Annotated in this window: 21 protein-coding genes; 12 read left to right on the top strand and 9 right to left on the bottom strand. The window is 71.0% G+C overall.

Annotated elements, in window-relative coordinates; translation table 11 throughout:
* The first annotated feature begins 42 nt into the window (after positions 1-42).
* Positions 43-930, top strand: coding sequence for a hypothetical protein (locus FHS13_RS02050; RefSeq protein ID WP_184286423.1), 888 nt, complete (start codon positions 43-45; stop codon positions 928-930).
* A 121-nt stretch (positions 931-1,051) separates the two neighbouring features.
* Here FHS13_RS02050 and FHS13_RS02045 read toward each other — a convergent pair whose 3' ends face one another.
* Entirely contained in the window at positions 1,052-1,468 is a 417-nt protein-coding gene (locus FHS13_RS02045; protein WP_184286420.1) for an ATP-binding protein, read from the bottom strand.
* A 282-nt stretch (positions 1,469-1,750) separates the two neighbouring features.
* Here FHS13_RS02045 and FHS13_RS02040 point away from each other — a divergent pair, with 282 nt between their 5' ends.
* On the top strand, positions 1,751-2,557 hold the full coding sequence (locus tag FHS13_RS02040; RefSeq protein WP_184286418.1) for a helix-turn-helix domain-containing protein: 807 nt from the start codon (positions 1,751-1,753) through the stop codon (positions 2,555-2,557).
* On the top strand, positions 2,557-2,739 hold the full coding sequence (locus tag FHS13_RS02035; protein ID WP_184286415.1) for a DUF397 domain-containing protein: 183 nt from the start codon (positions 2,557-2,559) through the stop codon (positions 2,737-2,739). Before FHS13_RS02040 ends, FHS13_RS02035 begins: the two co-directional genes overlap by 1 nt.
* Positions 2,740-2,844: 105 nt before the next feature.
* On the opposite strand, the gene FHS13_RS02030 is transcribed toward FHS13_RS02035, so the two are convergent.
* Positions 2,845-3,243 carry a VOC family protein gene (locus FHS13_RS02030; RefSeq protein ID WP_184286412.1) on the bottom strand — a complete coding sequence of 133 codons (399 nt, stop codon included), beginning with the start codon at positions 3,241-3,243 and terminating at the stop codon, positions 2,845-2,847.
* Positions 3,244-3,502: 259 nt separating this feature from the next.
* Between FHS13_RS02030 and FHS13_RS02025 the strand changes: the two genes are divergently transcribed.
* The 4 genes from FHS13_RS02025 to FHS13_RS02010 are packed head-to-tail and all read left to right on the top strand — an operon-like array spanning position 3,503 to position 6,147.
* A complete protein-coding gene (locus FHS13_RS02025) occupies positions 3,503-4,480 on the top strand; it encodes an ABC transporter ATP-binding protein (RefSeq protein ID WP_425491115.1) in 978 nt (325 codons plus the stop codon).
* Entirely contained in the window at positions 4,477-5,331 is an 855-nt protein-coding gene (locus tag FHS13_RS02020; RefSeq protein WP_184286405.1) for an ABC transporter permease, read from the top strand. Before FHS13_RS02025 ends, FHS13_RS02020 begins: the two co-directional genes overlap by 4 nt.
* The gene (locus tag FHS13_RS02015) at positions 5,321-5,587 is read left to right on the top strand and encodes a helix-turn-helix domain-containing protein (protein ID WP_184286401.1); all 267 of its coding nucleotides are present in this window, start codon (positions 5,321-5,323) and stop codon (positions 5,585-5,587) included. Before FHS13_RS02020 ends, FHS13_RS02015 begins: the two co-directional genes overlap by 11 nt.
* A 20-nt stretch (positions 5,588-5,607) precedes the next feature.
* Complete coding sequence (locus tag FHS13_RS02010) at positions 5,608-6,147, top strand: hypothetical protein (protein WP_184286398.1); 540 nt, start codon at positions 5,608-5,610, stop codon at positions 6,145-6,147.
* A gap of 13 nt (positions 6,148-6,160) precedes the next feature.
* Here the strand turns inward: FHS13_RS02010 and FHS13_RS02005 are convergent, their stop codons facing one another.
* Positions 6,161-6,823 (bottom strand): class II aldolase/adducin family protein, encoded by a 663-nt coding sequence (locus FHS13_RS02005; RefSeq protein WP_184286395.1) that lies wholly within the window; start codon positions 6,821-6,823, stop codon positions 6,161-6,163.
* Between the two features lie 287 nt (positions 6,824-7,110).
* Here FHS13_RS02005 and FHS13_RS02000 point away from each other — a divergent pair, with 287 nt between their 5' ends.
* The gene (locus FHS13_RS02000) at positions 7,111-9,072 is read left to right on the top strand and encodes an endonuclease/exonuclease/phosphatase family protein (protein ID WP_184286392.1); all 1,962 of its coding nucleotides are present in this window, start codon (positions 7,111-7,113) and stop codon (positions 9,070-9,072) included.
* A gap of 9 nt (positions 9,073-9,081) precedes the next feature.
* Here FHS13_RS02000 and FHS13_RS01995 read toward each other — a convergent pair whose 3' ends face one another.
* From FHS13_RS01995 to purS, 6 genes are all read right to left on the bottom strand, one after another.
* Positions 9,082-9,312, bottom strand: coding sequence for a hypothetical protein (locus FHS13_RS01995; protein WP_184286390.1), 231 nt, complete (start codon positions 9,310-9,312; stop codon positions 9,082-9,084).
* A gap of 118 nt (positions 9,313-9,430) precedes the next feature.
* Positions 9,431-11,725: a phosphoribosylformylglycinamidine synthase subunit PurL gene (gene purL, locus FHS13_RS01990; RefSeq protein ID WP_184286387.1), complete on the bottom strand. Its 2,295-nt coding sequence runs from the start codon at positions 11,723-11,725 to the stop codon at positions 9,431-9,433.
* 88 nt (positions 11,726-11,813) lie between these two features.
* Positions 11,814-12,341 (bottom strand): hypothetical protein, encoded by a 528-nt coding sequence (locus tag FHS13_RS01985; protein ID WP_184286385.1) that lies wholly within the window; start codon positions 12,339-12,341, stop codon positions 11,814-11,816.
* Positions 12,342-12,391: 50 nt separating this feature from the next.
* A complete protein-coding gene (gene purQ, locus FHS13_RS01980) occupies positions 12,392-13,084 on the bottom strand; it encodes a phosphoribosylformylglycinamidine synthase subunit PurQ (protein WP_184286383.1) in 693 nt (230 codons plus the stop codon).
* A 280-nt stretch (positions 13,085-13,364) separates the two neighbouring features.
* Entirely contained in the window at positions 13,365-13,850 is a 486-nt protein-coding gene (locus tag FHS13_RS01975) for an ATP-binding protein (RefSeq protein WP_184286380.1), read from the bottom strand.
* Between the two features lie 186 nt (positions 13,851-14,036).
* A complete protein-coding gene (gene purS / locus FHS13_RS01970; RefSeq protein ID WP_184286377.1) occupies positions 14,037-14,282 on the bottom strand; it encodes a phosphoribosylformylglycinamidine synthase subunit PurS in 246 nt (81 codons plus the stop codon).
* 377 nt (positions 14,283-14,659) lie between these two features.
* Here purS and FHS13_RS01965 point away from each other — a divergent pair, with 377 nt between their 5' ends.
* The 4 genes from FHS13_RS01965 (at position 14,660) to FHS13_RS01950 (ending at position 19,169) form a co-directional block, all read left to right on the top strand.
* The gene (locus tag FHS13_RS01965; RefSeq protein WP_184286699.1) at positions 14,660-15,262 is read left to right on the top strand and encodes a sigma-70 family RNA polymerase sigma factor; all 603 of its coding nucleotides are present in this window, start codon (positions 14,660-14,662) and stop codon (positions 15,260-15,262) included.
* A gap of 365 nt (positions 15,263-15,627) precedes the next feature.
* Positions 15,628-16,731 (top strand): pyruvate dehydrogenase (acetyl-transferring) E1 component subunit alpha, encoded by a 1,104-nt coding sequence (gene pdhA / locus FHS13_RS01960; protein WP_184286373.1) that lies wholly within the window; start codon positions 15,628-15,630, stop codon positions 16,729-16,731.
* A 5-nt stretch (positions 16,732-16,736) separates the two neighbouring features.
* A complete protein-coding gene (locus FHS13_RS01955; protein WP_184286370.1) occupies positions 16,737-17,714 on the top strand; it encodes an alpha-ketoacid dehydrogenase subunit beta in 978 nt (325 codons plus the stop codon).
* Positions 17,715-17,735: 21 nt separating this feature from the next.
* Positions 17,736-19,169, top strand: coding sequence for a dihydrolipoamide acetyltransferase family protein (locus FHS13_RS01950; protein ID WP_184286367.1), 1,434 nt, complete (start codon positions 17,736-17,738; stop codon positions 19,167-19,169).
* Positions 19,170-19,206 lie beyond the last annotated feature (37 nt).

The raw sequence follows: 19,206 nt of genomic DNA, 5'->3' as shown, positions 1-19,206 counted from the left end.
CCTGGTCCCTACTTGGGTCCTCTCTTCCAGAAAAGGAGTTGTATGCCCAGCCGATCCCATGAGATCCCTTTGCGGTTGGTCCAGAACCAACCCGCCCTGGCCCCGGTGCTGCTGCGCGAGGTCCTGGACTATCCGCTGCCCGAATACTCGGAGGTGGCCTCCACCTCCGAGGCCCTGACCAACTGCGACCCCAAGGAATGGAACGTCGACAGCGCGGTGGTGCTGCGCCAGGGGACCCGCACCGTTCTGGGCGTGGCGATCGAGCGCCAGAACTGCTACGACCCCAAGAAGCGCTACAGCTGGTATGCCTATCTGGCCACTCTGTGCGGGCGCCTGGAATGTCCGGCGGTGCTGGTGGTGCTGTGCCCCGATCGGGCGCTGGCGCGTTGGTGTGCCCGGCCCTTCGAGACCGGCCATCCTGACTTCGTGCTGCGTCCGCTGGTGATCGGTCCCGATGACCTGCCGGTGGTGGCCGAGGTGGAGCGGGCACGGGAGCTGCCGGAGCTGGCGGTGCTGTCGGCCCATGCCCACGGCAGTGGTGATGTGCGCACGTTGAAGGCGCTGGTGGAGGCGCTGGATGCCACCGCTGACCGCAACCGTGCGTTCTACTATGACTATGTGCTGAGCGGTCTCAACGAGGCGGCTCGCCGGGAACTGGAGGGCCTGATGTCCGTGGAAACCTACGAATGGCAGAGCGACTTCGCCCGCAAGTACGTCGGCATCGGCCGTGAAGAAGGCCGTGAGGAAGGCCGGGAAGAGGGCCGCGCGCAGGGGGTGGCCCGTAGTGTGATCGGGGTTCTGGAGGCCCGCGGGTTCACCGTCTCCGACCAGGTCCGCGCCCGCATTCGGTCCTGCACCGATCTGGGTGTGCTGGAGGCCTGGGTGCCCAAGGCCGTTACCGTCCAAGCCCCCGAGGACCTCTTCGACTGACCCAACGCCCCGGCACACGCCGGCCGGTCGTCGACGATCTTGCTCCCGGTGGACGGGATCTCCGTCGAAGTCACCCCTGGGAGCAAGATCACCGCTGCTGGATATCGAGTGCCAATAGCATTCAGCGGTCGACCAGGGCCCGGACGGTGATCGGCAGGCCCGCGCCTCCCGCCCAGTCCCAGTAGAGGCTGAGCCGCTCGACCAGGTGCAGACCTCCCCCGTGGGGGCGCGCCCGGGGAAAGGGGTACCAGCCGTCGGCGCCCTGGTCGGCGCCGTTGTCGGTGACGGTGACCTGTACCTGGAAGCGGTCGCGGGTGACGGTGACCTCGACGGTTCCGCGGGGAGATCCGGAACGGGTGTGCTGGTGGGCGTTGCGCACCAGGGCGACGGTGATGCGGGCGACCTGGTCCGAGCAGGCCTGCCCGGAGCGAGCGGCCCGATAGGCCCAGGAGTAGACGCGGCTGTCGTACCACGAGGGGTCCGCCGGGTCGGCGGGGCCGAGCACGATCGCCGACGTGCTCGGGTTGTCGGTCCGCACACGCCGCAGGTGCGCCTGGGCTTCCCAAGGAACCCGGGGGTTCGGAGCAGCGGCTTGCATATGCCTCATCTCGCCTGTCGTGTATCGAGAAGGCCTCGCAACCCATTCTCTGCTTCGGTTTCCGAGGCCTTTTGTCCGCGACTTCCGATACGAAGTCACGAACCCTTTTCCACAACAACTCTCCCAGTGCCGAGTCCGGTGGTCTAGGATGATCGCTGAGCTCGGTTGCTTTTGTATGTCGCGCGATAAGAGCAGATAAGACAGCGATATCGGCGGTGAGGCATGGGTGGTACCGACCCTGCGCGAGAGCGCTTCGGTGTGCTGCTGAAGAAATACCGTGTCCAGGCGGGTGCGACGCAACAGGAGCTGGCCAGGTCGGCAATGGTCGCGCAGAGCACGATCAGCGATCTGGAGCGAGGGCGAAAAGGGACGCGCCGTGACCAAGTGGTGCGTATCGATTCAGCGCTTAACGCCCACGGGGTTCTCGTGAACGCCTGGGAGGCCGCGTTCTCACCCACCGGCATGACAGGTTACTTCCGCGAAGTGGCCGAAGCCGAGCAATCCGCTGTCGCGATCCGTCAGTACGCACTCGGCCTCGTGCCCGGTCTGGTTCAATCCGAGGCGTACGCGCGATCGGTGATCTGTCTTGCCTGGCCGCATGCGACCCCGGACATGATCGACCGGATCGTCCGCACGAGAATGCACCGCCAAGAGATTCTGGAGCGGGACCATCCTCCTGTACTGACTGTGATTCTGGATGAGACCGCGTTGCTCCGGAGGTTCAAGAGTCCCGAGGTGATGGAGGGCCAGGTGGACCACCTCATTCGCCTGTCACATCGTGACAGGGTGACCATCCAGATATTGCCGATGGACACCGAAGGACATCCAGGCCTAGGTGGCTCCTTTAAGCTGATAGCTGCCCCTGACGGCGGCGATATCGTCTACGTCGAGGGCCACGAGGTAGGCATATCCCTCAAGGAACCTGAGACCGTGAACGGCTATGACCGGATTTTCGCGGAACTTCGCAGCGCCGCGCTGCCGGTCTCGGTATCCCGGTCTCGGCTTGAGCAGATTCGAGGCGGCATCTGATGATGGACGAGAGATGGAAGAAGTCCAGCCACAGCAACGGCCATGGTGGTGACTGTGTGGAAGCGCGCGGTGACATGGCGGTCTCCAGGGTGCTCGTGCGTGACACCCGGAACCGGGAGCTGGGGCACCTGGACGTCCCCGCCGGTGAGTGGGCCTCCCTGCTGGGGCTCCTGCGCGGCTGAACTCCTGAAGCACCCCGGCCCTGCCCCGAGTCCTCGGGCAGGGCCGGACCTGTGTCTCCGCCGGCTCGCAGGAGCGGACCGGCCGCGAACGGAGGTCTCCGGGAATCAGACGGGGATCAGTGGCTGGTTGATCTCCAGCAGGTAGCCGTCGGGGTCGCGGAAGTGGGCCGCGCGCACCCCCCACGCGGTCCAGTCGCGGGGCGGCAGCACCTGGCGGGCTCCGTCGGCGGCCAGCCGGGCGGCGGTCGCGTCCACGTCGTCCACCTCGAACACGACCGCCATGCGGTCCTGGTGGGGGAGCTCGGGGTCGGCGGTGTCGGTCTCCAGGGCCTCGGCCATCACCTCACGTTGGTTGAGGGCCAGGCGGGTGGACGAGTCCACGTCGAACTCGGCGTAGCGGGTGCCCAGGTCGCCGCGCAGGACGGGGAACTTGAGCACCTCGGAGTAGAAGCGGAAGCAGGCCTCGTAGTCGTTGACGAGAAGTCTGATGTAGCTGCAGCGCATGGGGCCTCCCGTGGTCGTTGGTCGTCGGCGCCGGGCGGGGGGTCAGGAAGGCGCATCCCTGAGTATCCGTACCCCGATTGCGGACGATAAGCGGACACGCGCCGACTGTCGGATTTCTGTGTACGGGCGCGCCTGGTCCGGTGCGGTCACCTCGGCGTCCTTCTGTAGTGGTTCTCCCATGACATGTAGCCCCCTTGCGCTCATATGTAGTACATGTACTATCAACAGCAGCAGGAGGGCGACAGGAAGGAGAAGGGCTGTGACATCTCTCAGCTCCGGGACGCCGGCGAGGGCCGAGGCCCAGGCGACCGGAGCCCTCGGACGGGCCGTGGTCGAGGTCCGCGGTCTGCGTATGAACTACGGGACCACCGAGGTCCTGCGCGGGGTCGACCTCACCGTCCGGCGCGGCGAGGTCGTCGCGCTGCTGGGCCCCAACGGCGCGGGCAAGACCACCACCATCGAGATCCTGGAGGGGTTCCGGCGGCGCTCGGACGGCGAGGTCTCCGTGCTCGGCACCGACCCCGACCGCGGTGACGAGCGCTGGCGCGCCAGGCTCGGCGTCGTCCTCCAGTCCTGGCGCGACCACGCGCGCTGGCGGGTGCGCGAACTCGTGGACCACTTCGGGCGCTTCTACGCCCCCTACTCGGAGGAGGGCCGGACCCGGCCCGCCGACACCGACCGGCTGCTGGAGGTGCTCGGGCTCACCGAGCACGCGGGCAAGCGGGTCGAGGACCTCTCCGGCGGCCAGCGCCGCCGTGTGGACGTCGCCCTCGGCGTCGTCGGCCGTCCCGAGCTCCTGTTCCTCGACGAACCCACCGCCGGGCTCGACCCCCGGGCCCGGCGCGACTTCCACGAGCTGATCCACCGCCTCGTGGACGAGGAGGACACCACCGTCCTGCTCACCACCCACGACCTGGACGAGGCGGAGAAGCTCGCCGACCGGATCCTGATCCTCGCCGGCGGGCGGATCGTCGCCGACGGCAGCGCCGAACAGCTCACCGCCCTGGTGGAGCGGGAGAGCGAGGTGGCCTGGACCGTCGACGGCGCGCGCCACCTCCACACCACCGGCAGCCCCGCCCGGCACGTCGCCGAGCTGTACCGGGTGCACGGCGACGCCGTCGCCAACCTCCGGGTCACCCGCCCGTCGCTGGAGGAGGTCTACCTCGACATGGTCCGCCACCACGAGTCCGGTGCCGCCGAGCGCGCCGCCGCCGAGTTCGGCAAGGAGATTCGATGAACACCAAGGCCGACGCGGTCCGTGCGGGGCTGTCCCGGGGCCTGATCGAGATCAAGGCGTCGCTGTCCAACCCGGCCGAGTTGCTCAGCGGCTACCTGCTGATGCCCGCCATCTTCATCACCATCGTCTTCCTCCTCGGCGACGGAGAGGGAGAGGCGGGCGCCACCGCCGGCTCGTTCGTGATGGTGGGCGGTATCACGATGCTGCTCGTCATGCTCGGTACCGCCACCGTCACCCAGGTGCTGGGCAGCGAGCGCGAGGACGGCACGCTGCTGCGGGCCCGCTGCGTGCCCGACGGCATGGTCGGCTACGCGGTGGCCAAGACGGCGCACCTCGCCGGCATGGCGGCGCTGTGCCTGGCCCTGATGATCGTCCCCGGACTGCTGCTCGTCGACGGGTTCGCCCTGCGCGGTGCGGTCGAGGTGTTCACCCTGCTGTGGGTGTGCGCCCTGTCGCTGCTGGCGCTGGCGCCGATCGGCGCGATCACCGGGGCGCTGATGAGCAATCCGCGTATCGCGGTCAGCGTGTCCATGATGCCGGGCATCGCCCTCGTGCTGTCCTCGGGCGTCATGATCCCCCTGGAGATCATGCCGGACTGGGTGCAGGCCGCCGTCAAGGTCTTCCCGGTCTACTGGTCGGGGGTGGGCCTCCAGAGCGCGCTGATGCCCGCAGAGTACGCCGCCGCCGAGCTCGGCGGGGCCTGGCAGCTCACGCGGGCCGCCGGTGTTCTGGCACTGTGGGCCGTGGCCGGGTTCGCCGTCGCGCAGCGGGTGCTGCGCCGGGCGGCGCGGCACACGTCGGGGTCGAGGGTCCAGGAGGCCCGGGAGAAGGCGATGAAGCGTGGTTACTGACAAGGGCCGCCGCGGCAGGGCGGCGGCCGGGGGCACCGAGGCCATCTACAACCGGATCGCGGTGCTGCGGGCCGAGCGGAACGTGTCCCGCCGCCAGCTCGCGGAGGAGCTCGGCGTCCACTACCAGACCGTGGGCTACCTGGAGCGGGGCGAATACAGCCCCAGCCTCCACCTGGCACTGCGGATCGCCCGCTACTTCGAGGTGCCGGTGGAGGTCGTCTTCTCCACCGAGCCCTTCCCCCGTATCGGCCAGTGAGGCCCGAAGGAGAGTTTCCCGTGTCCGCAGACCGTTTCGACAGCACGTACCAGGAAGGCCTTCGCGCCTCCGTCGAGAACCCTCGGCGGCGCGCGTTCTGGGCGCCGCGTTCCCGGCGCCGCCTGGCGGTGGTTGCCCTGGCCGCACTCACCCTGGCGGCCGCGGGCACCTACGCGGCGGTGGTCGTGGCCGAGGGGCCCGCGGCCAGAGGGGCCACCATCGGTTTCGTCGTCCTGCTGCTCCTGACCGCGGTGCTGGGTACGCAGCTCAACATCGCGACACGCTGGGTGGCCGGATACACCGGGCTGGACGAGTACCAGCGGGCGGAGATGGCCAGGGCCACCAAGCTGGGCCACCACGTGACCGCCGTCCTGATGACACTGCTGATCGCTGTGGCCACAGGGTTCGGCGGTGCGCTGTCCGCGCTCGACTGGGACGGGCGCCTGCCGCTCGCGGTCCTCGTGCCGATGGTGGTGGTCACGGCGATGTGCCACGCGTCCTTCCCCGCCTGCTACCTGGCCTGGACCCGGCCGGACGAGATCCCCGACGAGGAGGACTGATCCGCGCGGGCCGTCACCAGATGTCGGGGCCGGCCCAGCCGTAGGTGTCGCGGTGGGAGATCTGGGCGAGCTCGTCCTCGGTGAGGACGCGGGGCTCGCCCAGCTGCCGTGCGCGCAGGTAGGCCGCGCACAGCCAGTCGAGCAGGCGCAGGTTCTCCAGCGCGTGCCCCGGGCCGCGGCCCAGGGCCACCCCGCCGTGGTCGGCGAGCAGAGCGGCGTCGCGGCCCTTGAGCGCCTTGACGGCCTGGTCGGCGATCTCGCCGGTGCCGTAGGTCGCGTACGGGGTGACGGCGACGGCTCCGCCGAGGGAGGCGGCGCGGTGGTGGATCGGGGGGAGCTCGGGCAGGACCGCGGAGACGGCGACGGTGTCGGCGGTGGCGGCGTCGACGACGGCGGTGACGTCGCGCCCGTGTTCGACGGCCAGGCGGTGGACGGCCATGTGCAGCGTGGTCTCGGCGGCCGGGTCGCGGCGGCCCTCCAGCACGCGGTCGTCGAGGGACATGACCGGGCAGTCGGCGGGCTGGAGCTGGTCGAGGGGAACGCCGTGGGGGGTGACGACCACCAGGTCGCCGCTGCGGACGCTGACGGTGCCGGTCCGGCCCGGGGCGGCACCGGGGAGGGCGGTGAGGGAGCGGGCGACGAGGCAGATGTCGCGGCGTTCCTGTTCGAGCAGCATGACGTCCTCAAGGGATGCGCGCGGCCGCGGTCCGGAGCGGACCGCCGGTGGGGACCGCCCGTGCGGCGGACGGAACCGTTTAGGTACACCTAATGTACGCCACACCTCTTTTTCCGGGCTGATCCACCCCGGCGAGCCTGTTGCTGTTGTGCCTGATGAGGGCTGTGGAGCCTGTGTCCCCGCAGGGGCGGGCCCCGCCGATCTCCTCGCGGGCGCACCCCTTGTCCCGGCACCCGGGAGGGCCGAGAATTCCCCGTGTCCGCCGCCGGAGGAGCTGAGGGAGGGCCATGCGCTGGGACCGGTGCGCCGCCGCGGTGGGAACGATGCTGTTCCTGGACGCGCTGCGGGTGTTCCTGCCCTCGCTGATCACCCTCTTCGGCCGGGCCGGGGAGACCGGCCCCGAGGTGATGGGCCTGTACGCGCTGGCCTGGTTCCTCCTGCCGCTGCCCCTGGCCGCCCTCTCCCGGAGGCTGCCGCCGCTGCCGGTCGCCCTGGCCGCCGGCGCCGCGCTCGCCCTGGCCCGCCTGGCGCTCCAGGCCGCCGACGGCGGCGACCCGCAGCTCCACCTGGCGTCCCTGGCGGTGGGCGCGGGCACCGTGTGGCTGACGGCCACCGCGTCGGCCGCGTCCGCAGATCCGCGCCTGTCGGGGCACGGCGTCATGGTCGGCGTCGTCGCCGGGACGGCGGGCTCGGCGGTCCTGCACACCCTGCTCGGCCTGAGGAGCCCGGCCTGGCAGGAGGGGTTCCTTCCGTGGCTGCTCGTGGCGGCCGGCGCCGCGCTCTTCCTGGTCTCCCTGGACAGGGTGCGGCGCTCGGACCCCGGCGGCGCCCCGGCTCCGGTGCCCGCGCGGGCCTGGCTCGCCCTGGGGCCCCTGTTCTTCCTCGGCGGCCTGTGCACCGCCAACCCCGCCGTCGGGGAGACCATGGGAGGTTTCCCGGTGGGAGCCGCGGTCGTCGCCACCGCCGCGGTGCTGTCGGTGGGGGTGGCGGCCGATCCGCGCCCCACCCTGCACCGGGCCCTGCCGCCGGCCGTGCTGACTGCTGCCCTGGCCGCGATGCGGTGGGCCCCGACCGAGGTGGACGGCGTTCCCGGTGTGCTGCCCCCGGCGGCGCTGGCGGTACTGCCGGTCGGCCAGATCGCCCTGGCCGCCTGCGTGGGCTGGGCCGCGTACGGCGGCGGAGGAGGGACCGGGCGGGTGGCCTCGGCCTGGTACGCCTTCGCGGGGCTGCTGTGCTTCGTGGTGTTGGTGTTCGCCTACTACGCGGCCTTCGACCTGTACTTCTCCCACGCCTTTGTGCCCTTCCTCGCCCTCCTGCCGCTGGTGGCGGCCCTGGTACGCGCGTGGCCGCCCGCGTCGGAGCCGCCGGGAGGCCGGGGGAGGAGCCCCGGCCGCTTCCCGCCGCCGGGGAAGGACACGGCGGGGAGCGCACCGGTCCGGCTCGGGGCCGCGGTCGGCGCCGCCGGGATCACCCTGGCGGCCACGCTCGCGGTGCCGGTCCTGCACACCGCCTCCGAGCCCGCCCCCGCACCGGACGCGGGCCGCGGGGAGGGCCTGCGCCTGGCCGCCTACAACGTGCGCATGGGTTTCGACACGGAGGGCCGCCACGCCCTGCATCAGCAGGCGCGGCTGCTGCGCGCGGAGCGGCCCGACCTCGTCGCCCTCAGCGAGGTGGACCGCGGCTGGCTGCTCAACGGCGGGCACGACATGCTCGGCTCCCTGGCCCGGGGACTGGACATGGAGGCGCACTGGGCACCCGCCGACGGCCCCCTGTGGGGCGACGCCGTGCTCACCCGGCTGGAGGTGGTCGAGCGGCGCGGTTTCCCCCTCACCCCCAGCGGGCCGACGGGCGCCCAGGCCCTGGAAGCGGTGGTGCTGTGGGAGGGGCGGGAGATCAGCGTCGTGGCCACCCACCTCCAGCCCGACGACTACGGTTTCGCGTCCGAGAGCTCGCGCTCCCAGCTGCGCGACATCGCGCGCATCGTGACCGGGGCCAGGGAGGAGGGGCGGCCCGCGGTGGTCGCGGGTGACCTGAACATCGAACCCGGCAACCCCGCCTGGCACATCCTGGAGGAGGCGGGGCTCCGCGACCCCTTCGAGCGCCCCTTCCCCACGATCCCCACGGCGGCGGGACCGCCGCGGGAGATCGACCACATCCTGGTGACGCCGGAGTTCACCGCCTCCGCGCCCGCCAACCCGGACGAGCCCTGGTCGGACCACCGGATGATCGCGCTCACCCTGGACCTGTGAGAGAGACTGTCAGCGTTCGTGGCGCAGACGGCGGTTCACCCAGTACACGTTGACGCACGCGGCCACGAAACCCGCGCCCAGCAGCACCATGAGCCACACCTCGTCGGTGAGCAGCACCGCGCAGACCGTACCGACCAGCAGTACCAGCGCACCGAACAACGCGAGGACCATCCGGAACCCCAGCGCGCTCGCCGGGCGCTCGGGACTGCCCAGAGGTCCCTTCAACCGGCCTCGTCGCATGCCGATCACTCCTTTCCTCCCCCTCTCCTACCGCATCGGGGCGGGGGCCTAACAAGGGCCCCCGCCCACGGCGGCGGGGGTGCCCCCGAAGGGACACCCCCGCTGTCCGGAAGAGAGGTCAGACCCCGCTCATGAGGGCCGGGAGCGTGGACTCGTAGGCCTCGCGCAGCTCCTCCAGCGGAATCTCCACCGCACCCGAGGGGTGCTCGACGACCAGCGCGTCGCCGCCCACGGTGCCGATCTCCTCGACCGGAACCCCGTGGTCGGTGGCCAGCGCCAGGAAGGCGTTCTCCTCGCCGGGCCGCACCGCCACGATCGCGCGTGCGGCGGACTCGCTGAACAGGGAGGTGAAGGCGTCGCCGGACACGGCCACCCGGATGCCCCGGCCGCCGTGCAGCGCCGACTCGGCCAGGGCGACGCCGAGGCCGCCGTCGGACAGGTCGTGCGCGGCCGCGGCCAGGCCGCGCTCGGCCGCGCCGGCCAGCACCTCACCCAGCGCCGCCTCGGCGGTCAGGTCGACCTCCGGGGGAAGGCCGCCCAGGTGGCCGTGCACGGTGTCGGCCCACGCCGAGCCGCCGAACTCCGGCCGGGTCTCGCCCAGCAGGAACACGCGCGCCCCGTCGGTGTCGAAGGCGGACTTCAGGCGCGTGCGCACGTCGTCGATCACGCCGAGCACACCGATCACCGGGGTCGGGTTGATCGCCACGTCACCGGTCTGGTTGTAGAAGCTCACGTTGCCGCCGGTCACCGGGGTGCCCAGCTTCTGGCAGGCGTCGGCCAGGCCGCGCGTGGCCTCCGCGAACTGCCACATGACCCCGGGGTCCTCCGGCGAGCCGAAGTTGAGGCAGTTGGTGACCGCGAGCGGGCGGGCGCCCGTCGCCGCGACGTTGCGGTAGGCCTCGGCGTAGGCCAGCTGGGTGCCGGTGTACGGGTCCAGGCGGGTGAAACGCCCGTTGCCGTCGGTGGACAGGGCCACGCCGCGGTGGGAGTCGTCGGCGATGCGGATCATCCCCGAGTCGTGCGGCGCCGACACCACGGTGTCGCCGCGCACGTAGCTGTCGTACTGCTGGACGACCCACGACGGGTCGCCCACACCCGGCGCGCCGAGGACCCGCAGCAGCTGCTCGCGCAGCTCGGCGTCGCCCTGCGGGCGGGGCAGCGCGGCCGCGTCGTCGGCCTGGAGGGCGTCCTGGGCCGCGGGGCGGGAGTAGGGGCGCTCGTAGACCGGGCCCTCGTCGGAGGCGGTCCGCGGCGGCATGTCCACCACGGTCTCCCCGTGCCAGGTCATGACGAGGCGTCCGCCGCGCTCGGCCTCCTCCGGGGTCACGTCGGTGACCTCGCCGATCTCGGTGGCGAGCACCTGCCACTTCTCGCAGACGGCGAGGAAGTCGGCCATCTTCGACGGCTCGACGATCGCCATCATGCGCTCCTGCGACTCGCTCATGAGGATCTCCTCAGGAGTCAGGCGCGGGTCGCGCAGCGGCACCTTGTTGAGCTGGATGCGCATACCGCCGGTACCGCCCGCGGCCAGCTCGGTGGTGGCGCAGGAGACGCCCGCCGCACCCAGGTCCTGGATGCCGACGACCATGTCCTTCTCGAACAGCTCCAGGCTGCACTCGATGAGGAGCTTCTCCATGAACGGGTCGCCGACCTGGACGCTGGGCCGCTTGGCGTGCGACTCGTCGTCGAAGCTGGCGCTGGCCAGGACCGAGGCACCGCCGATGCCGTCGGGGCCGGTGGCGGAGCCGAACAGCACCACCTTGTTGCCGGGGCCGGGCGCCTGGGCGAGCTTGATGTCCTCGTGCCGCATGACACCGATGCACAGGGCGTTGACCAGCGGGTTGCCGAGGTAGCCCTCGCCGAAGCCGATCTCACCGCCGATGTTGGGCAGCCCCAGGCAGTTGCCGTAGAAGGAGATGCCCGAGACCACGCCGGGCAGGACGCGCTTGGTGTCCTCGGCGTCGGCCGGGCCGAAGCGCAGCGCGTCCATCACCGCGACCGGGCGGGCGCCCATGGTGAGGATGTCGCGGACGATGCCGCCCACACCGGTGGCCGCCCCCTGGTGGGGCTCCACGTAGGAAGGGTGGTTGTGCGACTCGATCTTGAACGTCACGGCGCGGCCGTCGCCGACGTCGACCACGCCGGCGTTCTCGCCCATGCCGACGAGGAGGGCGTCGTTCTCGGGGGCCTTCTCGCCGAACTGGCGGAGGTGCACCTTGGAGGACTTGTACGAGCAGTGCTCGCTCCACATCACCGAGTAGATGGCCAGCTCGGCGGAGGTGGGGCGGCGGCCCAGGATCTCGCGGACCCGCTCGTACTCGTCCTTGGCCATACCCAGTTCGGCGTACGGCTGGGGCGTGTCCGGGCTGCTCTGCGCCACGGCGACGGTGTCGAGACGAGGGACTTCAGACATGCGTGGTTCCGTTCGCGTGTGCGGATGTGTGCCGAGCCGTGGCGTCCGCCGACCGGCGCGGAGGGTCGTGGGTGGTGCCGCTCCCCGGTCAGGAGGAGGGGAGCCGGGCGTTGCCGAGCATCAGGACCGCCGAGGAGTTTCCCCCGCCGTGGTCGGAGGAGTCGGCGATCAGGGTGGTGCCGTCGGTCAGGAAGGTCTCGCCGACGTACACGTCGTCGGGCGACTCGACGCCCTCGGGGAGCATCATCTTCCAGCCGTGGTCCATGAGGTGGTGGTAGACGGTCTCGACGGCCTCCTCGGAGTCCTCGGGCGCCTCGCCCTCCTCGGTGAGGACGGCCACGAGCCGGACGCACTCCATCGCGTCGCAGTGCACGCCGTCCTCGGGATCGGAGGAGTAGGCGAGCCCCGGCGGCGCCGCGCCGAGCACGTCGGCCCCCGGGGCGTCGGCCGGGTCCGGCGCCTCCGGAGCGCTCTGCCCCTCCGGGGCGGCGGGGGCGGAGGCGGGGGCCGTGGCGATCGCGTTGAACAGGCCGAGCGCACCCGACACCACCAGGCCGACCACGACCAGGCCGACCAGGAAGAACATTGCTTTACGGGAGCGCAGGAGCGCCATCATCGCGAGGATCGTCCCCCTGTTGTCCGGTGTGCTGTCGGCCGGGTGCCGTCTCAGACCCCTGCGGGGGCCTTGGCCATGTGGGCCAGCACCGAGGTGAAGAAGCCGAGACCGTCGGTGGAGGGGCCGGTCAGCGCCTCCACGGCGTGCTCGGGGTGCGGCATGAGGCCCACCACGTTGCCGTGCTCGTTGGTGACCCCCGCGATGCCGCGGCGGGAACCGTTGGGGTCGGAGCCGGCGTAGCGGACCACGACGCGGCCCTCGGCCTCGATCCGGTCCAGGGTCTCCTCGTCGGCGACGTAGCTGCCCTCGCCGCTCTTGAGCACGACCAGGATCTCCTGGCCCTCGGTGTAGTCGCCGGTCCAGGCCGTGGCGCTGCTCTCCACGCGCAGGAGCTGGGGGCGGTTGACGAACCGCAGGGAGGAGTTGCGGGTGAGCGCGCCCGGCAGCAGGTGGCTCTCGCACAGGATCTGGAAGCCGTTGCAGATGCCCAGGACCGGGAGGGCCCCGGAGCGGGCGGCCGGCACCAGCTCGGACATCAGCGGGGCGAACCGGGCGATGGCGCCGCAGCGCAGGTAGTCGCCGTAGGAGAAGCCGCCGGGGAGGACGACGGCGTCCACGCCCTTGAGATCGGCGTCGTCGTGCCACAGGGAGACGGGCTCGGCGCCCGCGAGCGCGACGGCGCGCGCGGCGTCCTTGTCGTCGAGGGAACCGGGGAAGGTGACGACGCCCACACGGGCTGTCATGAGCAACTCCGAGTCGATAGTTCGGTCCGTCCCCGCGGCTGCGGGGAGCATCGGCGGGAGGGGTGGCGGCGTCCCCGCCCCATCGCCGAGGACACTGCGTCCGCACCTCGCAGAGTACCCGCTCACCTGTACTCGGGTACGACGGTCTCCCTCGGAAAGGGCATCCGAACTGTGTGATCCTCCGAAGCGGCGGTGCCGGGAAAGGCCCCGGCAGGGAGGAACGGACAGGGGCGCGGTGTGCGCCGCACGTGTCCCTCCCCCTCCGGACCGGAGGCGGTCCTCACACCCCGTGCAGCAGGAAGGACGGGTCGCCGACGGCGAAGCGCCCGCCCCCGTCCTCCGAGGAGACGTCGCACGACGAGCGACGCTTGCGCAGCATCACCGTCACGCGGGGTTCGTCCTCGAACCCGACCTCGTCCATGAGGCAGCGCATCAGCAGAATGCCCCTGCCCGATTCTGCTTCGAACCTGGGAAGGGGCGGGGATGCGGTGAAACGTTCGGCGAGCGCCGAGGGATCGGCGGCTCTCCCTGTGTGGGACACCCTCACCTCGCACCAGCGGGTGTCCACCTCGGCTTCGACCCTGTAGTCGGATGCGGCTCCGCCGTGCTCGATCGCATTGGCGCAGGCCTCCGACACGGCCAGGAGGAAGTCGTCCACGCATCCCTGGCACAGGCCCATCCGGGTGAGAAGGGTGCCGAGGACGTCGCGCACGACGGAGACCGTGTGCGCCTGCCGCGGGAGGGAGATCGAGAAGACGGCGTCCATGGGCAACACCTCTCGTGCTCCTTGTCGGTTACTGGCCCGGCACGTTAGGACACCTTCCCGAGGGCCGTGTCGGTAAAACGAACAGCCGTGTCCTCAAAGGGACACGGCTGAACGTTTACCTATACAGCGGGCAAGGAACGCACCCCGATTTTTTTCGGGTCCGGGTTTTCGTTCGGGACCTTCGGATCAGGACTCGACCCGGACCTCGAAGTCCTCGATGACGGTGTTCGCGAGCAGGGTCTCGGCGAGGCGGCGGACGTCGGCGAGGCGGGCCTCGTCGACCTCGCCCTCGACCTCGATCTCGAAGCGCTTGCCCTGGCGGACCTGCGCGATGCCGTCGAAGCCCAGGCGGGAGCAGGCACCGGCGATGGCCTGGCCCTGCGGGTCCAGGATCTCGGGTTTGAGCATGACGTCAACTACGACGCGGGCCACAGGGTCCTCCACAAGAGAAATGGGTGTGCCGCCCTCCCGCCCGCCTGCGGCTCCCCGGCCGGGCGGACGCCTCTCCGTCGCTCGGAGCGGGCGACGCCAGAGTACGGCACAGCGGGGGGATCCGGAGCCGGATGAGGCGTTGGCCACACATGCGGGCAAGGCGTTCGTATCCCGGGAAGAGGGAAGGAGAGAAAGTCCGAAGGGGGAGGAGAAGGAGCGATTTTTTTACTCGATGCCGAACAGGGAAGGTGCGTGTTTGGAGGATTACGTGACTCGAATCACCTCGATTGATGTCATCATTGGAAGGACGAAGTGGCGTCTAACAGAGTGGAAGTAATCGTCCGGTCGTCTGAGGGGGAATCTTGACGACTATCCACATGGACCAGACCTCCACGGCAGGTGAGACCCGCGACGAAGAGCAGGTGCTCGACTTCGCCGCCGCGGTGACGCCGTTCGCCGACCAGCTCTATCCCACGGCCCTGCGGATGACCCGCAACCCGGCCGACGCAGAAGACCTCGTCCAGGAGACGTTCACCAAGGCCTTCGCCAACTTCCACCAGTTCCGGGCGGGCACCAACCTGCGGGCCTGGCTCTACCGGATCCTGACCAACACCTTCATCAACGGTTACCGCAAGAAGCAGCGGGAGCCGCGCCAGGAGACCACCGACGAGATCAAGGACTGGCAGCTCGCCGCGGCCGAGGCGCACACCTCCTCGGGGATGCGCTCCGCCGAGAACGAGGTTCTCGACCGCCTGCCCGACTCCGACATCAAGCAGGCGCTCGCCCGGCTGCCGGAGGAGTTCCAGGAGGTCATCTACCTCGTGGACATCGAGGGCTACGCCTACAAGGAGGTGGCCGAGCGCATGGGGACCCCGCTGGGGACGGTGATGTCCCGTCTGCACCGCGCCCGCCGCCAGCTGCGGGAGATGCTCGGCGACTACGCCCGCGACCGCGGCATCAGGGTGCCCGCCGCCCGCTGAGCCGGGCGCCCTCCCCCGCGCGGGGCACCTCTCCCGCGATCCCCCTGTCAGCACTCTCCGTGTTCCCACCCCGGCCCTTCGTCGCTCCCGGGCCGGAACGCCCCTTCCCGGCCGGGTACACCGGCATCCTCCGCGCCCGAAATCCCGGCACATGCTAGGAAGCCCTGCTAACGGGGCACGGGGGCGGTCGTGGATCATGGGCCGCGCAACTGAAAAGGTGGCGCTGAGGGCTTGCGCTCTCCATGGTGAAGTCTGTCACGATATGGGGAGTCTGTCCGTGACACCCATCACCCCGGGTGTGCGGACCGGGAACGGTCGATCAGCGTTCACCCACGCGAATTCGGCCCCGAACACCGAGGAGCGACGTGTCGGACACCGGCGTCCATGAGGAACCAGAGCTCATCCAGCTCCTGACACCGGAGGGGGAGCTGACGGGACACCCCGACTACCCCCTGGAGATCAGTGCGGACGAAGCCCGCGCGCTCTACCGCGACCTGGTGCTGGTGCGCCGGGTCGACAGCGAGGCCGTCTCCCTGCAGCGCCAGGGAGAACTGGGGCTGTGGGCCTCGCTCCTGGGCCAGGAGGCGGCCCAGATCGGCTCCGGCCGGGCCCTGCGCGAGCAGGACATGGCCTTCCCCTCCTACCGCGAGCACGGCGTCGCCTGGTGCCGCGGTATCCAGCCCAAGGAACTGCTCGGCATGTTCCGCGGCGTCACCAACGGAGGGTGGGACCCCCACGAGCACGGGTTCCACCTGTACACGATCGTCATCGGCAGCCAGGCCCTGCACGCCACCGGATACGCGATGGGTGTGCAGCGCGACGGCGCCCTCGGCGAGGACGGCACCGCCGTCATCTCCTACTTCGGGGACGGCGCCACCAGCCAGGGCGACACCAACGAGGCGTTCAACTTCGCCTCCGTGAACAACGCGCCCGTGGTGTTCTTCTGCCAGAACAACCAGTGGGCCATCTCCGAGCCGCTGGAGCGCCAGTCCCGCGTGCCCATCTACAAACGCGCCGCCGGCTTCGGCTTCCCCGGCGTGCGCGTCGACGGCAACGACGTCCTCGCGGTCCTGGCCGTCACCCGGGCCGCGCTCGCCAACGCGCGCGAGGGCAACGGCCCCACGCTCGTCGAGGCGTTCACCTACCGCATGGGCGCCCACACCACCAACGACGACCCCACCCGCTACCGGGCGTCGGCCGAGCTCGACGAGTGGAAGGCCAAGGACCCCATCCTGCGGATGCGCCGCTACCTGGAGGGGAACGGCCTCGCCGACGAGGAGTTCTTCGCCTCCGTCGACGCCGAGGCCGACGCCCTCGGCGAGCAGGTGCGCACCGAGTGCCGGTCCCTGCCCGACCCCGAGCCGCTGGAGATCTTCCACGAGGTCTACGCGGAACCCCACGTCCACATCGACCGGCAGCGCGCCGAGTTCGCCGAGTACCTGGCCTCCTTCGAGGCAGAGGGGGCCTGACCGACATGACCAACCTCACGATCGGCAAGGCGATCAACGCCGGCCTGCGCGCCGCCATGGAGCACGACCCCAAGGTCCTCGTCATGGGCGAGGACGTCGGCAAGCTCGGCGGTGTCTTCCGCGTCACCGACGGCCTGTACAAGGACTTCGGCGCCGACCGCGTCATCGACACCCCGCTGGCCGAGTCCGGCATCGTCGGCACCGCCATCGGCATGGCCATGCGCGGCTACCGCCCCGTGGTGGAGATCCAGTTCGACGGGTTCTTCTTCCCGGCGGCCAACCAGACCTTCACCCAGCTGGCCAAGATGCGGCGCCGCTCGGCGGGCAAGCTCAGCATGCCCGTCGTCATGCGCATCCCCTACGGCGGCGGTATCGGCGCGGTGGAGCACCACAGCGAATCGCCCGAGTCCTACTTCCTGCACACGGCCGGCCTGCGCGTGGTCAGCGTCGCCAACCCCGAGGACGCCTACTGGATGATCCAGCAGGCCATCCGCAGCGACGACCCGGTGATCTTCCTGGAGCCCAAGCGGCGCTACTACGAGAAGGCCGAGGTCGACACCGAGGCCTCCATCGCCGAGGCGGCACCCATGGGCGCCGCCCGGGTGGCGCGACCGGGCACCGACGTGACCCTGCTCGCGTACGGCCCGATGGTCAAGACCGCCCTCCAGGCGGCCGAGGCGGACACCGACCACTCGATCGAGGTCCTCGACCTGCGGTCGCTGGCCCCCGTCGACTACCCCACCGTGTTCGAGTCGGTCCGCAAGACCGGGCGACTGGTGGTCGCCCACGAGGCCACCCTCACCGGCGGCCCGGGTGCGGAGATCGCCGCCCGCGTCACCGAGGAGTGCTTCTACCACCTGGAGGCCCCGGTCATCCGCGTGGCCGCGTTCGACACCCCGTACCCGCAGTCCCGGCTGGAGGAGTACTACCTGCCGGACCTGGACCGGGTCCTGGACGGGGTCGACCGGGCGTTCGCGTACTAGGGATCGGGGAAACCGAAGGACATGGCGATTCAGAAGAGCGCGCCCGCCGTCGGCGGCGTGCAGGCGTTCAAGTTGCCCGACGTCGGCGAGGGCCTGGTCGACGCGGAGATCCTCACCTGGTACGTCAAACCGGGTGACGTGATCGAGGTCAACCAGATGATCTGCGAGATCGAGACCGCCAAGGCCGTGGTCGAGCTGCCGAGCCCCTTCGCCGGGACGGTCAAGGAGCTGCTCGTCGAGGAGGGCGCCACGGTCGACGTCGGCACGGTGATCATCACCGTGGACGACGGCACCGGAGGCGGGGAACCCGAGCCGGCGGCGGAGCCCGCGGCCGAGCCGGAGCAGGAGGAGAAGCGCGAGAAGCCCCTGGTCGGCTACGGCGAGAAGGCGGCCGCCACCCGGCGCCGCCCGCGCCGCCGTCCGGGGGCGCAGCCGGCCCCCGGGGCCGCGTCGGCGCCCGCCGCACCCGCACCCGCGCCCGCTCCCCGGGCCGAGCCCGCCGCGGCCGTGCCGCCGGGCCCGGCCCCCGGCCAGGGGCGCCCCCTGGCCAAGCCGCCGGTGCGCAAGCTCGCCAAGGACCTGGGCGTGGACCTGGCCTCGGTGGCCCCCAGCGGAGCGGGCGGCATCATCACCCGCGACGACGTCCGGGCCGCGGCCGGTCAGGCGGCCGGACAGGTGGAGGCACCCGCCCCCGCCCCCGCGCAGGCCGCCGGGCGCGAGGACGTGTCCGCGCCGGTCGCGGACCGGGGCGCCCGGGAGCGGCGCATCCCGATCAAGGGGGTGCGCAAGCACACGGCCGCCGCGATGGTCGGCAGCGCGTTCACGGCGCCGCACGTCACCGAGTTCCTCCAGGTGGACGTCACCCGCACGATGAAGGCGGTGCGGCGGCTGCGCGAGCACCCCGACTTCGCCGATGTGCGGGTGTCGCCGCTGCTCATGGTGGCCAAGGCGCTGCTGCTGGCGATCCGGCGCAACCCCGAGATCAACGCCTCGTGGGACGAGGACAACCAGGAGATCGTGGTCAAGGACTACGTGAACCTGGGGATCGCCGCCGCGACCGAGCGGGGCCTGGTGGTGCCCAACATCAAGGACGCCGGCGCCAAGACCCTGCCGGAGCTGGCGGCCGCCCTGAAGCAGCTCACGGACACCGCGCGGGCCGGGAAGACCACGCCCGCCGACATGTCCGGCGGCACCGTCACCATCACCAACGTGGGCGTGTTCGGTGTGGACGCCGGAACCCCGATCCTCAACCCGGGCGAGGCCGCCATCCTCGCCTTCGGGCAGATCCGGGACATGCCCTGGGTGCACAAGGGCAAGCTGAAGATCCGCAAGGTGACGACCCTGTCCCTGTCCTTCGACCACCGGCTGGTGGACGGGGAGCTGGGTTCCAAGGTCCTGCGGGACATCGGAACCGCCCTGGAGGACCCGGAGACGACCGCCCTCGCCTGGGGGTAGACAGGACCGCCGTCGGGGCTGACGGCGAACGGACGGC

The sequence above is a fragment of the Nocardiopsis algeriensis genome (genome assembly GCF_014203695.1).
GTDB lineage: Bacteria > Actinomycetota > Actinomycetes > Streptosporangiales > Streptosporangiaceae > Nocardiopsis > Nocardiopsis algeriensis.
This window is presented reverse-complemented; position numbering and strand designations above follow the sequence as displayed.